The organism is Symmachiella dynata, from assembly GCF_007747995.1.
GTDB classification, from domain to species: Bacteria; Planctomycetota; Planctomycetia; order Planctomycetales; family Planctomycetaceae; genus Symmachiella; species Symmachiella dynata.
In genome coordinates, this window is record NZ_CP036276.1 from 4,030,332 (window position 1) to 4,045,575 (window position 15,244).

At 53.5% G+C, this 15,244-nt stretch carries 9 protein-coding genes; 4 read left to right on the forward strand and 5 right to left on the reverse strand.

Annotated features, from left to right (window positions below; translation table 11 throughout):
- Positions 1 to 440: 440 nt before the first annotated feature.
- Positions 441 to 2,435 (forward strand): cytochrome c3 family protein, encoded by a 1,995-nt coding sequence (locus tag Mal52_RS15335; RefSeq protein WP_145377066.1) that lies wholly within the window; start codon positions 441 to 443, stop codon positions 2,433 to 2,435.
- A gap of 31 nt (positions 2,436 to 2,466) precedes the next feature.
- Here Mal52_RS15335 and Mal52_RS15340 read toward each other — a convergent pair whose 3' ends face one another.
- Positions 2,467 to 3,213 (reverse strand): hypothetical protein, encoded by a 747-nt coding sequence (locus tag Mal52_RS15340; protein ID WP_145377067.1) that lies wholly within the window; start codon positions 3,211 to 3,213, stop codon positions 2,467 to 2,469.
- Between the two features lie 984 nt (positions 3,214 to 4,197).
- Here Mal52_RS15340 and Mal52_RS15345 point away from each other — a divergent pair.
- From Mal52_RS15345 to Mal52_RS15355, 3 genes are all read left to right on the forward strand, one after another.
- Positions 4,198 to 5,295 (forward strand): DUF1559 domain-containing protein, encoded by a 1,098-nt coding sequence (locus tag Mal52_RS15345; protein ID WP_145380668.1) that lies wholly within the window; start codon positions 4,198 to 4,200, stop codon positions 5,293 to 5,295.
- A gap of 293 nt (positions 5,296 to 5,588) precedes the next feature.
- Positions 5,589 to 5,981 (forward strand): hypothetical protein, encoded by a 393-nt coding sequence (locus Mal52_RS15350; RefSeq protein WP_145377068.1) that lies wholly within the window; start codon positions 5,589 to 5,591, stop codon positions 5,979 to 5,981.
- Between the two features lie 632 nt (positions 5,982 to 6,613).
- Complete coding sequence (locus Mal52_RS15355) at positions 6,614 to 8,998, forward strand: beta-N-acetylhexosaminidase (RefSeq protein WP_145377069.1); 2,385 nt, start codon at positions 6,614 to 6,616, stop codon at positions 8,996 to 8,998.
- A gap of 96 nt (positions 8,999 to 9,094) precedes the next feature.
- Here the strand turns inward: Mal52_RS15355 and Mal52_RS15360 are convergent, their stop codons facing one another.
- From Mal52_RS15360 to ric, 4 genes are all read right to left on the reverse strand, one after another.
- The gene (locus tag Mal52_RS15360; protein ID WP_197534217.1) at positions 9,095 to 10,087 is read right to left on the reverse strand and encodes a metallophosphoesterase; all 993 of its coding nucleotides are present in this window, start codon (positions 10,085 to 10,087) and stop codon (positions 9,095 to 9,097) included.
- 139 nt (positions 10,088 to 10,226) lie between these two features.
- Positions 10,227 to 11,807, reverse strand: coding sequence for an alkaline phosphatase D family protein (locus Mal52_RS15365; protein WP_197534218.1), 1,581 nt, complete (start codon positions 11,805 to 11,807; stop codon positions 10,227 to 10,229).
- 215 nt (positions 11,808 to 12,022) lie between these two features.
- Positions 12,023 to 14,245, reverse strand: coding sequence for a nitric-oxide reductase large subunit (locus Mal52_RS15370; protein WP_145380669.1), 2,223 nt, complete (start codon positions 14,243 to 14,245; stop codon positions 12,023 to 12,025).
- Between the two features lie 235 nt (positions 14,246 to 14,480).
- Complete coding sequence (gene ric / locus Mal52_RS15375) at positions 14,481 to 15,236, reverse strand: iron-sulfur cluster repair di-iron protein (protein ID WP_145377072.1); 756 nt, start codon at positions 15,234 to 15,236, stop codon at positions 14,481 to 14,483.
- Between the last annotated feature and the right edge of the window lie 8 nt (positions 15,237 to 15,244).

Sequence of the window (15,244 nt, forward strand, 5' to 3'; positions counted from 1 at the left end):
GTAAAACCAAAAACAGACGAGAGTCGGGCGGGCTGTTAGCGGACGTGGAACCGCAAAGTCCCAAACCGACGGCTTGCCGTCGCGCACGGCGATCCTGGTCGAGCAGCATGACCGAATGATCTCCAGCGCGAATCATTCGGCCGAATCGTCCAGCATTAATTTTTCCATATGGCCGCTGTGCACTTGAACAACAATAGGCCCTGCTGCATGAAAAATTGCGTAGAACGCAAAACCTGTAAACATTCGTAGCACGAATACTCGGCAATACCTTTCTACGCCACGACCAGCCATTTCGTGTTGAAAACGTCAATTTGATTGCCCGACCGGTTCCGGAATGTTATTTTGAATGCAACGACACGACCATTTCCATTTTCCGCCTTCGGCGAAACGACCATCATAAGCGGCTCAGAATCCGTTCACGGCACACGCTGGACAGACAAATGACCAAAGGGAAATACCAGAGGACGCAGGATTACCAATCCGAATTGCCTCCGCCTCCCGTTCGGTGGCCGCTGGTGCTTGGTCTGTCTCTCGTGCTCGGAATCGCTGTCTTTGTTGGAGTGATCGTTGTCACGTCCGAAACAGGATTGCCGGAACGCCCGAGCGGCGCCGGGGCGAGACGGCTGGAATTTCATAACGCTTCGCAAGCTGGCAAAGCACCGCAGAATACACCACATATAACGGTTTGGTGGGACGACATTCCTGCTCTTCTGCGGGAGTCGACGGGACAGCGCGAGAACGCGTCCAGCAACATCCACCCCGGGGACTACGTCGGGCCGGAAGCCTGTCGTGAATGTCACAAGAAGAACTATGACAGTTGGTCACATCATCCGCATCGCTGGATGAACGCGTTGGCCGATACGTCCACTGTTGTCGGTGATTTTTCCGGCAAGAGCATTTCTTACCTCGGCGGCAAGGCAACGTTTTTCAAGGAGAACGGCGAATACCGCATGCGGCTCGAGCGAGAAGAAACGCAAACCTATGCGATTCATCAAACAATCGGCTCGCGTTTCTTTCAGTACTACATTGGCAAACAGATCGATGGTCCCCAAACCCCAAAACAACCGACCGATCAGCAAGAACTCGACCACGTTCTGCCGCTGGGCTATTGGATCGAACCCGGGGAATGGGTGCCAATTGTAAACGTCGCACATGAAGAAGTGCCGGATGGCCAGCGGATGGACCCATTCGACGCGAAAAGCTACCAGACCAACTTCTGCGTTTACTCGGATGCCTGTGATGTCTGTCACACCACAAGCCCGTTGGGTGATCTGCTGTCGGGCAATGCAAACCAATTGGCCCGCGAAGTCCCTGGCAACATCCAGTGGGAGGTCGCGAACTATTTGGCGGAAGAACGCCCCCACTGGTTGCCACCACAACATCGGTCCTTGCCTGACGAACAAGCAGTTGGCGTACTCAATTCGCTCGATGCCATCCCAGCATCGGAGCATGCAGTCACGTTAGGCATCAGTTGCGAGTCGTGTCATCTCGGTTGCCGCGAACATGCCGAGCACCCGGAAATTCTCCCTGCATTCTTCCCGTATAGTCCACACCTACTGTCCGGCTCCGTGGACAAACCGACCGACTTGGGGCGTACGCATGACAATGTCAACTGGGCCTGCGGTCGCTGTCACTCCGGCGAGCGTCCTCAGTTTGCCGGCGGCATGTCGACATGGAACTCGACCGAATACTCCGACGCCATGCGAGGCAGTTGCTACAGTGAGCTAAAGTGCACCGACTGCCATAACCCGCATCAGGCGATTGGTCAAAAATGGTCGTCGACACCTGCAAAAGACGACGCCCTTTGCATTAAGTGTCATCAGCAATATGCGTCGGAAGAAGCACAAGCCGCGCACACGCATCATCAACCGGGCAGCGAGGGGAGTCGTTGCATGAACTGCCACATGCCCCGAATCAATGAAGGCATGCAGGACATCGTACGCACGCATACAATTTTCTCGCCGACAAACACCGACATGCTCCACGCCAATCATCCCAATGCGTGCAATCAGTGCCACACAGACAAGTCGATCGACTGGACGATTGACAATTTAGAGAATTGGTATGGTTCGAAATTTGACGACAATAAACTGCAGCGTGAATATGCGAACCGTTCGCAATCGGCAGCTTTGGGATGGTTGCAGAGTGAGAACGAAGCGGTGCGGAAGGTTGCCGCGGATGCTCTGTTCCGTACGAGATCTAAATGGGACCGGGATACGACCATTCAAGAGGCGTTGATCAACTCCCTAGACGACCCGTTTTTGCTGAACCGTCAATTCGCACTTCGCGGATTTGAAGGCATGTTGGGCGTGAAACTGCGAGAGACTGGCTACCGTTTCTACATGACGCCGGAAGAACGCAAGAAACATATGGCCGAACTGCGAAAGATCATCCGGGCTGCATTCGCAGAAACGACGCTTCCAAATGACGAATGAACGAAACCCTGGAAGGAGCCGTTTGCTGGCTTCATTTGTTCCCATCGTCTTGCCCCGACGCCTCGATCTTCGCGAGGGCTGCCTTTAGGACAGAGGCGGTTTCCGGATTGGTGAAGTAGGGTTGAAATCTTGGTTCTGACTTGAGTCTTTCCGCATCCTGGAACCCGGCGCTCATCAGCTTGTTTATCGCAGCATTGAACAAACCGGTATCCGATCCATCAGGGTAAAGACCATCCAGGCGAGCGCGGTTGAAATAGACCTCTTGGCAAAGCTGCTTCTCCTCTTCGGACAAGTCCTCAAAGGTTTCCTGCAAACGGTCTATCTCCAGACAGGCCGAACGAATGGCGACCGCCATGTTGAATTCAAATTCGTCGATAACGTTTCCGTTTTCGTCGGTTGGTTCATTGGCGAAGAATGCGGCCAGTTGCGCCTTGCAGTAGGCGACCTTAGCCGCACGATGCCCGGGGACTTGCGTCAACAGACTCATTGACAGCTCGACAGCTTCGTCAGCTTTTTTGGGATCCTGCTTTGCTGCCTCCAGCAGTTCGTAAACCTGGGGCAACGTTTCGTCAATCTTTGCTTCCTTCTCCAGAACTTGTTCCGGCGTATCGGGCGGAGACACCGGATATTTTTTTAAAAGTTCTTCCTTCTGTGCCTTGGCTTCATCTTCGTTAAATTTTTGCGCACCAGTCTGCCCCTGACCGCAACCGACTGCAACGAGAATAAGACTACAGATGAAACCTCGTACGACCACGGTTGCCCAACGTGGTGACGCCACCGTAAGGGGGGCGTGGACGACCGGCGCACACTGCGTATCATCGAGCCGACACCGCCGATTTGTGTGATTCGACAGCCACCGCTCACAGTCGGGCCGGATGGAAACGGTAACGGGATCGTTGAATGATCTGGCAGATTCGTGCGACACGGTAGAATTGTCCTAAAAGAGGTTCTAACTGAAGGGGCGGGATTAAACAGACATCACCGAAAAACACACGAGCTTGATTATGGTAGGAACGATGCAGGCATGCAAGCTCCCTAATTGTGATTTCAGAGGTGGCGTTCACTACGCCGTGCAGGGTGCGTGAGCTACGAAGTTCCACACGTTTCCGGCATGCTCAATGCGAGACCGCGGTTCCCACGATCACCCCTTTGTCTCTTGGCCTTGGGGAACTGTTCTCTCCCCGACAGGTTTGGTCAATTCGCAGCAACTTCACAATCGACCTGTGCCGTCGAGTTGCATGGTGCGACGCGGTTCCTTTTTTCATGAGGCGTTTCACTTCCCCTTCCCACGCGTTCTGCGAACACTTCTATGCAAATAGATAAAACTAACAGACGCGGGTTTTTCAGCTGTTTTTAGGAAAAACGCCTTTATTAAACCAAGCAATTGATCATAGACTACGAACACCACTTCTGAGTAGAACGCCTTGCTTATTGCGACGATCCAACAATGTACAAGAACTCCTCTTGAGTAACGGGCAACGGCCCCATCAGTTTTCTTCAGATTCTGTTAATAATTTTGTTGAACGCCAAACTCAGCCACGCTATGCTGACCGAATGTTCTATCGAGGAGGTTTCAACAATCGATTCAAAGGAGTTGGAGACAGCCCCTCGGGTAAGTCTTCTTCCAGCGATCACTGGCTGATCGACTTCGGTCATGATCCTGGCACTAGAACGAATCGCGGTTTTGAAACGTACTCATATATGTCATGTCATTTTGCGATGTCCCGTTTCCCTTGTTCGTATTTATTGAGGAGAGGCTCGTATGGATTCCAAAAGACGCGGTTTTACGTTGATTGAATTGTTGGTGGTAATAGCCATTATTGCGATTCTGATTGCATTGCTCCTACCAGCGGTCCAACAGGCCCGCGAGGCAGCACGTCGCACGCAGTGTCGGAATAACATGAAGCAAATTGGCCTTGCGATGCACAACTATCACGACATTCACTTGGCCTTTCCCATCGGACGGATGGTGCCCTCGAAGTTGCCGAACGGCGATCCTCGGGAATGCTGGTATGGCTGGGTATCGCCCCTGTATCACGTTCTCCCGATGATTGATCAAGCCAATGTTTGGAATAATCTTGATCATCATAACACGCGCGTTCGAAAAGGCTCACCACTCTGCGTTGCCAACGCCTTTGTGACTGACCTTCCAATCCCGGCGTTCATGTGCCCGACCGATCCCCGCCATATGTCCGGCGTCAATACGAACAGCTACCGCGCCAACTGGGGCGTGACTGTCGCTGGCGGGAGAAACTTCGGTGACCAGGAAGGGGTCGATCCCGTCTTCACGCCACGTGTTGCGAGCGAAATGGACGGTAATCTGGGCGGTGCGTTCTGTGATCGAGTGCGGAGAATCCGCGACTTCACCGATGGCGCCTCAAATACGGTCCTGTACGCTGAGCGGATGATCGGCACCAATGACAATTCCTCCCTTAGCAAAGGGAACTACATGTATCGAAATGCGGGAACCAACATCATCACCACGGGCAATGCTGCTGCAAACACGACTGCAGCTGTCGTTGCCGCTTGTGCTGCTGGTGACCCTACGGATCCCGCTAACTACAGGACCGATTTTGGTTGGACAAGTGGTGATGACCCCGCTTGGTATTACTCAACTTATCAGCATGGAGCGTACAACCACATTTACACGCCGAATGCTGAACTACCAGACTGCGGGTCCGGCTCTATTCCGGACTCCCCTCACGAAGTGGCTATCATGACCGCTCGGAGTCACCACACCGGAGGCGTCCAGTGCTGTCTGGCTGACGGTAGTGTCCGCTTTGTCGGTGACAGCATCGACTTGGGAGTCTGGCAATCGGCCGGCACCCGAGCCGGTGGTGAAGTTCAGGGTGAATGGTAGGAATCTTAATGGCGTAGAATTCGATTCTTCCCGGCCGCTCCAATGCGGCCGGGAAGGTCTTATTTTTTAATACACCATTGCCTCTGGACGCGTCTGCAGCCGGAAACTTTTCAGTTTCTAGTTGGCTGCCCGCAGATTTCCATGTCTGTCCGGCTGTTATAAACACACTTCAAACGGTCCGTACCGCGAAACCGGAACCGTTCCTCAGAATTGTTCTGGACTTGGGTGTGACAAACAGATCGAGGCGGCATGATTGGGATTTCACGACATAAATCATCAAAGGAAATGTAACGATGATTAACGGGCTTCGTTTGATGGGTTTCTTGTGTTCCGTCTTGTTGCTGGTGGGTTGCGGGGAAAGTCGGAATAGCATGGACACGCGCGGGTATTATGGCGCGTTCAACATGATTGTTTCAGAAGTTGAAAACCTGCAACAACAAGTTAATTCCGAGCATTACCGCGGGCGTGTCAGCCCAATTGAAGACCAACTGGGCAGCGCCATCTACGCCTTTATGAGAAATGAGGACGTGAAAGGGACGCCGCTGGAAGCCGAGGCAAAGAAATTGGCAGATAAAGAACAGGAGATTTTGAAGATCTGGAAGTCTCCGGACGGATCGGTGGAAAAAATCAGAACTGCCGCAAAGGAGATGCAGGACCAGGTCGAGCACATGAAGACGATGCTGTAATGAGTGCCTCATGGAAATGGCCAGAGCATACTGGTTTCTATTCCTGAGCCAGACCTGCTCTCTTTGTGCTGTAATGCTGCAGTTGTACGGAAACGGCAGGCAGCGACCGCCTGCACATTTCCACCGCGAGTCATGGAAGAGGATACGTAGTCAGCCTGTAAGCAATGGACGTCATGCAATGGCTGTTCACTTCGACTCGTAAAGTACCTGCCATACTGCTTGATCAGAACCAAATCGTTGCTGGCCACACTTGGTAACTACGCGCAGATCGACACGTTTGAATTCGTGCAATTTCACGAATCGGACAGCGTCATAACAACCCACATGTCCTGCGCAGTTTGTCGGTTCAGTCAATCCTCACCGCTCGTGCGGTGAGTTTGATATGGGCTTTGAGATTCCGCTGACGTGGCTGTCCCCGATGCAGGACGTGACGTTGTTTGGGCAAGGCGCGGCCGTAAACCATTTGCTGCTTTGGGGACTCATTTAGATACTTGCGAAACTCCTCGAAGTCTGTCTAGCAAACCCCAGTCACTGATTACCCCCCTTTAGTATGAAATGTCTATGCAACGCGTCTGAAGCTGCTGAACCAACAGTCTTGAATAAACACGAATTGCCAATTGAGGGAAGATTTCATGTCTTTGCGACGCATGGTGACCGCAACCGCGATGGTGTTCTCGACTCTCATAGGCACGGCATGTATTGCAGACGAGAACCTGGACCTCGGCCAAACGGTATTAATTTCACCCGTTGAAGGGCCGATCGGAAAAGCGGCGGATTTTCTCAGTGATGAAGTTCATGCGCGTACGGGAATCCGCTGGTACATCCGCGATCACTTTGACGGTGCAACAAAGCTGGTCCTCTGTACGGTCGACGACGTACCAAAGGGCGTCACACTTCCGACCGACCTGAAGGTTCCGGAAGCGGCCGAAGGTTTTGCGATTGCAGTCAAAGGAGACACGGTCTTTCTAGTCGGCCGCGATCCGCGCGGCGTGCTGTATGCCGCGGGGCGACTGTTGCGGGAAATGGAATTGCGACCGCGAAAGATCTCGTTACCGCGTAGTACCCAGGTCTCAACTTCGCCGAAATACCCGATGCGTGTCCATCAGTTAGGATACCGAAATTCGGCGACCAGCTACGATCTCTGGACGGAGGAGAACTACGAACAATACTTGCGGGAGTTGGCGATTTTTGGGTGTAGCGGAGCTGAATTGATTCAGGAATCCCCGCCCGGTGAAAAAGACAGCGTGTTGATGGCCGAGCCTCAGTGGGACATGAACCTGCGGCTCGGGAGACTGCTCAACGACTATGACCTCGATGTGTTTATGTGGTATCCCGTCCCCATTCTTGGGGATGATCAGGAAAAATACGATCGAGAGATTGGGTATCGGGAACGCTTCTTTGAGGAAATGCCACGGATCGATCACCTCTTCGTCCCCGGCGGAGATCCTGGAAACAACCATCCCAAAGTTTTAATGCCCGCATTGGAACAGATGGCAAAAACGCTGCACAAGCGATTCCCCGATGCGGGCGTATTTGTTTCGAATCAAAAGATGATTCCCGAATGGACTGAGTGGATGTTTAATTACATCCGCGAGGAGCAGCCCAAATGGCTGGGTGGATATGTGTACGGGCCGGGGACGAAACACTCGATCATGGATGCGCGCAAATGGTTGCCGGAACAGTATCAAATCCGCCGCTACCCGGATATCACACATAACGTACGCTGCCAATTCCCTGTCCCGCATTGGGATGGCCGGATGGCTCAAACGGTGGGACGCGAAGGGGTCAACCCGCGGCCGGGACACAACCAACTGGCCCACAACACCTATGCCGAATACTCCAGCGGCTTTGGTTCGTATTCCGATGGAATCAATGACGACCTAAATAAAATGATTTGGAGCGCGCTTGCCTGGGACCCGAATACGGACATTCACGAAATCGTCGTGGATTACGGTCGCTTATTCTTTGGCGAAGATGTCGGCCAGGATGTAGCCGACGGGCTATGGATGCTGCAGGAAAACATGACGGGCGATTTGCTCGAAAATGAAACCGTCCCCAAGACGCTGGCCCAATGGCGTGCGATTGGCGAGAAGGTTTCTCCCCAAGTCCGCAAGAGTTGGCGCTATCAGATGTATCTGATGCGGGCGCTGTTCGATCAATATACCCGCGAGCGTTATCTCGACGAGATGAAGCACGAAAAGGCGGCCTACGCTGCTTTGGCAAAAGCTCCTCAGGTGGGAGCAGCCAAGGCGATTGCCGCGGCGAAAAAAGAGTTGTCCCAAGCTGATCACTACCAGAAGGGTGACTCATTGCGACAGGAAATGGCTGAACTGGCCGACGACATGTTTCACAGCATCGGATATCAGTACAGCGTCAAACCTCCTTATTTCACGCGGAATCCAGAACGGGGCGCGCTGTTGGATGCGTTGGACGTTCCTTTGAACGACCGGCCGTGGCTTGAGGATCAATTCCAACAAATCTTGGAGCTGGAAGATTCGCAGGAGCAACTCCAGCGGATCGATTATCTTGTCAATTGGGAAGATCCGGGGCCGGGCGGATTTTACGATGATTTGGGCGATCCCGAACGACAGCCACATGTGGATCATTTGTCAACTTATGAAGACAACCCCAGCCGTATTGACCGCATGACCGAAGCGCATTATCGCTGGGTTAATAATGACACCATCCAGGTCGATCCGCGATTTCGGTATTCCATGTTAAGCAGCGCACAAACACTACACGGTGCGCCGTTGATCATGCGATATGAGGGACTGGATCAGGACGCGGAGTACAAACTTCGCGTGATTGAGTTCGGCCGATTCGGGGCATCGATTGATTTGGTTGCTGATGACAAATATCCCATTCACGGCCCATTGCGCCCCACACTTCCCCTGGCACCGGTCGAATATGACATCCCGCAACAAGCAACGGCGGACGGGAAACTTGAGTTGAAGTGGGGACTGGTCGAAGGCCGTGGAACGCAGGTAGCCGAGGTCTGGTTGATCAAAAAGAAGTAACGCCCGCTGAGTTGGGAAGAGTCGGGACAACCTAGCGGCGTTTATGATATCGATAACAAACGCCGCGGATTGAGTCATTCAAAGCGGTGAACTCAGTTACTTGCTCATCTCGTACTTCAGCACGAATTGATGATCGTCGACATCTGGTGCGATCTTCGTTCCGCTGCACAGCTCTTGCTGCAGTGGGCTGTAGGTCATGACCGAAATCTGATTTTGTTTCGGTTCGAAACGATAGATCCGCAGGAATCCACCCCGGTAGTCGCTCAGGCACTCGTGCACCGAATTACCGTGCTCACCTTCCACTGTGCGGTGCATCGCTTGTGTGCGACTCTGATCGCCGCAGCAGATAAGAAATAGATTTTCATGCTTGCTGAAGCACTTCTCCCACATCTGTTGGGGAGTGTTGCCCTGTTTCCCTTGCGTCTTGTGCCACCGCATGCGGCCTTTGGTCGCGTCGTAGTAGTCGCGCGATTCACGAGGCCGGTCGCGTGGCCCCAGATACATGTGCGTTGTGACCATCGCACGTCGATCGGCATGTTTTTCCAACACGTCATTGGCCCAATCCAGCACGTCATCCGGCGCGTTGCACTCTAGATGCAAAATGACAAAATCCATCCCGCCGGCTGAGATCAACTGGTAACTGTCCGCATTATTCTTGATCTGTCCCCCGTACCATTTCTCGTTCTCGAACAAGGAGGCGGGGAATGTTTCTTGAAACTTCTGCGAGTCACCCCCTGAGAGCATATCATGGTTCCCGACCGAAAACGCAAACGGCAACTTGCCGGAAAGCCGTAGCATGTGCTTGCGGGCGATCTGCCATTCTTCATCGCTTTTGTATTTGTCAACAATATCGCCGACATGGCTGACAAATACGATCCTCTGTTTCTCGCGATTGTCCAAGATCCAATTCACCTCAGCTTCGAAATATGCTTCGTTTTTCTCGCTCACGTACCCTTGAGTGTCGGGCAGCACGACGAAGCTAAAGGTCCCCTCGGGCGCAGCTGCTGGTTCCTCCGCAATGCCACGTGCTACGCACATTGTGAAGAGTGCGACGGTCAGGACCGTGATCTGAAAAACGTGGGGTTTCATCTTTTGCCGCCTCATAGAAAGTTAACATCAACAGAATTTTCCGCAGCTTAACGGATACCCATTTGCCACCTCAACGCCACCTGGATTTTGAGTGGCTATGCGACTCGTGCCAACTGTAAATATCGGCTGCTGTTGATCCTCAGGCTGGCTTGGCGCCGGGCTGGCCATTTTCGATGACAAATGACGCCTTGGTGAGAATGGGCGCACCGGGTTTGTCGACATAGGGAGTCACACGGAAGTGAGACGTCCAGGTCTGCGGCGTCAGTTCACAGGAAACATAGCCTCGATTGGAATTGTACCAGCGCACAAAATCGTTTTGGGCCGCGGCTCGTTCGTATTCAGGGATGTGATTCCCACCGTTACCGCTGGAAGTCATGGAGGTGCCGACCAGCTCGGTGCCAACCAGCGGCGATTTCGGATCTTGAAAATCGAGCTGCAAATCATTGACCCAATTGAGGTGAATGTCGCCGGTCAGCACGACGGGGTTGGGAACATTTCGTTCATGGAAGAAACGCAACAAGCGGCGGCGACTGATTTCGTAGCCTGGCCATTGGTCCATACTGTAACGACGATACTCCCCTTCCCCACGGTTGAGAGGCGCCATCATGACCTGCTGAGCCAGCACATTCCAGGTGGAGGGTGAACTCAGGAGGCTCGACATCAACCAGTGCTCCTGCTTGGCGCCCAGCATGGTGGCCTGCGGATCGAGGGCCTTGCCGATCATCGGTTTCTGGTGGTCGCCATTGGGCTGATCTGTGCGGTATTGCCGCGTATCGAGCACATGGAAATTCGCCAGTCGACCGTACTGGCATCCTCGGTAGAGTTTCATGTGCGGCCCTTGTGGAAAGGACCGACGCCGCAACGGCATGAATTCGTAATAGGTCTGATAGGCGTTCATCCGCCGCGCCAGAAACGCTTCTGGAGAAATCCCTTCTTCCTCGGAAACCAGGTTCGCATAATTATTGTCAAACTCGTGGTCGTCCCACGTGACGAGCCACGGAAACAGACGATGAGTCTCCTGCAGCGTCTCGTCGAGGCGATATTGCGAGTAACGGATGCGATAGTCGTCAAGGCTTTTGACCTCGCCCCCGATATGTTTGCGCGGCCGTTTGTCGACTCCGCCGTATTCGTAGATGTAATCGCCCAGATGGACAACGAGGTCGAGGTCCTCCTTTTGCATATGGGGATAGCCGTTGAAGTAGCCGCTTTCGAAATGTTGGCAGGATGTGAACGCAAATTTCAGGCAATCGGGCATAGCATCATCAGCCGGTGCTGTGCGTGTGCGTCCGACAGGACTGGTTTCATCGCCGGCATGAAACCGATAAAAATACCAGCGGTGCGGTTCTAGGCCATCGACTTCGACATGCACTGAATGCCCCAGTTGTGGCATTGCCCAGGCGACCCCACTTTGGACCACGTTGGCGAACGCCTCATCATCGGCGACTTCCCACCGAGTCGGCACCGCATCATTGGGCATGCCGCCGCCCTGAAGTGGATCCGGAGCGAGCCGTGTCCACAACACGACGCCATTTGGCTCGGGATCCCCAGATGCCACCCCGAATGTGAACGGGTTCCCGCCAAATCGCGGGCGTTGCGCTACCTGCCCCTCGGCTCGCAGGGCAATCGTGGGAATCGCTGACACCGCTGCGATGTAACTCAGAAAGTCACGGCGTGCGATACCGTATTGACGGGGCTGTGATGATTTTCTGTGGTGAGCCATCTGTGAAATATATCCCATAATCCAGGTGTAAAACAAAGTCTGAGCCGCGGTTCGACCAGTCGGAGGAGAACGCTATCATATCTGAGGAGCGAACCAATCGGAAGGTTCGAAGTACCACGGCAAAACAGCCCACCACACTTGGTTTATCACACCTCATTCATCTAGAAGGCTCTAATCAATGAGCAACACGAGTCTCTCGGTAGCTTGCAGAACGATCATTCCGCTCGGCGAAATGAATGTCCTGTTTTTAGACCGGCGACGAAGACGACAAGTGCTACGGCTCCCAGGAAGAAGACCGTGTCGCCGGGGACGCGCATCCATTTCAGGGTTTGCATCAGATCCGTCTGCATGAATTCCGCGCTGCGGGCGTACCAATAACCCTGTTCGACGGAAGCTTTCGTCTGCAACAGTCCAACCGGCAACAGGCTGAGCAGGCACATGGCCATCAAGCCGCCATTTAACGTCCAAAACGAGAATCGCAGCAGACCGTCTTTCCACTCGCGGCCCGGAACAAGGACGCGCAGGCACATCAGCATCAGTCCGATTCCCAGCATGCCATACACGCCGAACAAAGCCGCATGGCCGTGCAGAGGGGTCGTGTTCAGTCCCTGCATATAGTACAGCGCGATTGGTGGATTGATCATGAATCCAAACAGGCCGGCTCCGATCATGTTCCAGAACGCAACAGAGACGAAAAAATAGATCGGCCACTTGTATCGTTGGACCCATTGCGACGAACGCGAACGGCGTAGGTCCTCGGTGGCATCGAAACCGACCAGAACCAGCGGGACGACTTCTAGAGCACTAAAGACAGACCCCCAAACCAAAGCGACGGTCGGGGTTCCGGAAAAGTACAAGTGGTGACAGGTGCCGATGATTCCACCGGAAAGAAATATAGTTGCCGACAGCAAGGCGGCCGCTGCGGCGATACGGGGGCGAATCAAATTCAGCCGCATAAAAGTGAACGCGATCACAGTGGTGGCAAACACTTCAAAAAAGCCTTCGACCCACAAGTGCACAACCCACCAGCGCCAGTATTCCACCATCGAAAGGTGAGTGTGCCGTCCCCAGGTCAGGCCGGCTCCGTAGAACAGTGCAATCGCTCCCGTGGCCACAGCCAACAAAATGACAAGTTGACGTTGCTGCCCAGTTTTTCTCATCGCGGGCAGCAGTACACGAATCATCAAGAACAACCACAGCAGCAGACCCACCATTAGCGCGATTTGCCAGACGCGCCCCAGATCCACGTATTCGTAGCCTTGATGTCCAAAGTAAAACGATACGGTATCGGTCATCTTGTTCTGAATACTGAGCCATTCGCCTGTTAACGATCCGACGACCACAATCAACAAGGCAGCGAACAGCACGTTCACACCGAGTCGTTGGCCTTTGGGTTCGTGATCGCTGACGAGCGGGCCGATGAACAGTCCGGCAGCCAACCAAGCCGTGGCGATCCAAAACAGCCCCATCTGCACATGCCACGTGCGTGTCACGCTGTAGGGCAACCATTCGGACAAGGGAAAACCGTAAAAGCCATCCCCTTCGACACCGTAGTGCGCTGTGATGACGCCCAATAGCATCTGCACCAGAATCAACGCAGCGACGACCCAGAAGTATTTGACGGTGGCTCTCTGTGACGGCGTAGCTTCCCACAATGCCAGCGGATCGGATTCGGGCGGCAACGGTTCCTCTTCTTCGTTTCTTTTCGATGCGTACCACCACGCCATCCCCGCGATGCCGGCCAGCAATACAATGATGCTCACACCGGTCCAGACAATATTGTCACCCGTCGGGCGATTGCCAACCAGCGGCTCGTGAGGCCAGTTGTTTGTGTAGCTAACCGACTCGTCAGGGCGATTTGTCGAAGCCGCCCAAGAGGTCCAAAAGAAGAAAGCGGATAGATTTCGCAGACGGCTTGATTCAGAAACGGCACCGGCAGGAATCGCATAGTCAGCGTTTCCATTTGAAAACACGTCGCTGTAGTGAGCCAGGTTTGATTCAAACGCATCCACGCGAATCGGATCGACCGTGACAATTCCGGTTTCCGTATCTAACGTGTTCGTTCGCAGCAGAGCAGTCAATCTCGCCTGGAGTTGAGCTTGTTTTTCGTTATCGAGTTCCTCAAACGTGCTGCCGTAATCGGCGTCCGCCCAACGATCCAAGATGAAGATGGCTTCGCGATGCAACCAGTCGGCCGTCCAGTCGGGAGCGACGTAGCTACCGTGCCCCCAGATCGATCCGACCTCCATTCCTCCCAGCGACTGCCACACATTCTGACCGGCTGATACATCTCCGCTGTCGATCAACGTGTTGCCATCGGTTGTGACCACTTTATCAAACAGAGGCGGCATTTCCTGATAAATCCGAGTTCCGATCCAGCCCAGGACCAAAAACGAAAAGAGCATTACTGCTGAAAAAAGTAGCCAAAGCCGTCGCATCATGTTCTCGCTTTGTGTTTTGAATTTGAATTCATTTGAGTTCAGATGTTGAACGTTGCTGACCGGAAACCCCAAAAGCTCACTGGGAACGCCAAAACACTCTCTGCAACAAACAGCGGCAGACAGAGAAACGCCTAGGTTCCCTGTTTCTTCCAATGCAATTTTGCTAGCGGAGCCGCAATGGAAATAACCTGAAAATCACACAGCGACACTGATCAGCGTATTGCGAACACGCTCATCGTGCTGCCGACACTTGTGCGGAAGCCTCACCCAATTCGGCCGCCAGTTGTGATGCGCGCGGGAACAACACATTGTTCTCTTTGTGAATGTGGCGATGCAGGTCGGCTTCCAATTCCCGCAAACCATCGAGCATTGCTCGAAATGTGTTGCAACCGCCGTCCGGTAGCGTGAAGTCCGACGAGGCCGCGCGAATATCACGCAGAGCTTGACCGGCGATATCGTGTTCGTGTTCCATCATGCGTATTGGATTGTCGACCGAACCAAACGGGAATGACGGCAGTGCACGTGATTGTTCGATCGTGCGGATGGCCGGAAACAGAATCTGCTCTTCCTTGAGCATGTGCGGAACGAGTTCGTCCCGGAGCTGCTGGAAAGATGTTCCCATACGTTCCAGCCAGGCATGTTGGCTGCCATGAACGGACACAACTTTGTCGACAAGCTGCGTGAGTCGTGGTAACTCACGCTTCAGATACTCGTGGTGCGTTGCCTCGATCGAATCGCACATATCGGCCAGGGACTTTGACGCAAAGTCGTTCTCTGAGGCATCTTCCCCTGCGTCACTCGCAATAACATCGAGCAGTTTCTCAAGAACGGCCTGCGCATCAATCTGCCCCATGCGGCACGCTTCTTTCAACGGCCGACCACCGCCGCAACAGTAGTCGATTCGGTGCTGTTCGAACACGCGAGAAGTCGCCGGATGTTCCGTGACCCACTGGCCAACCGAGTCTGTTAGATTCAACGTTTTTGTCATTTTTGATT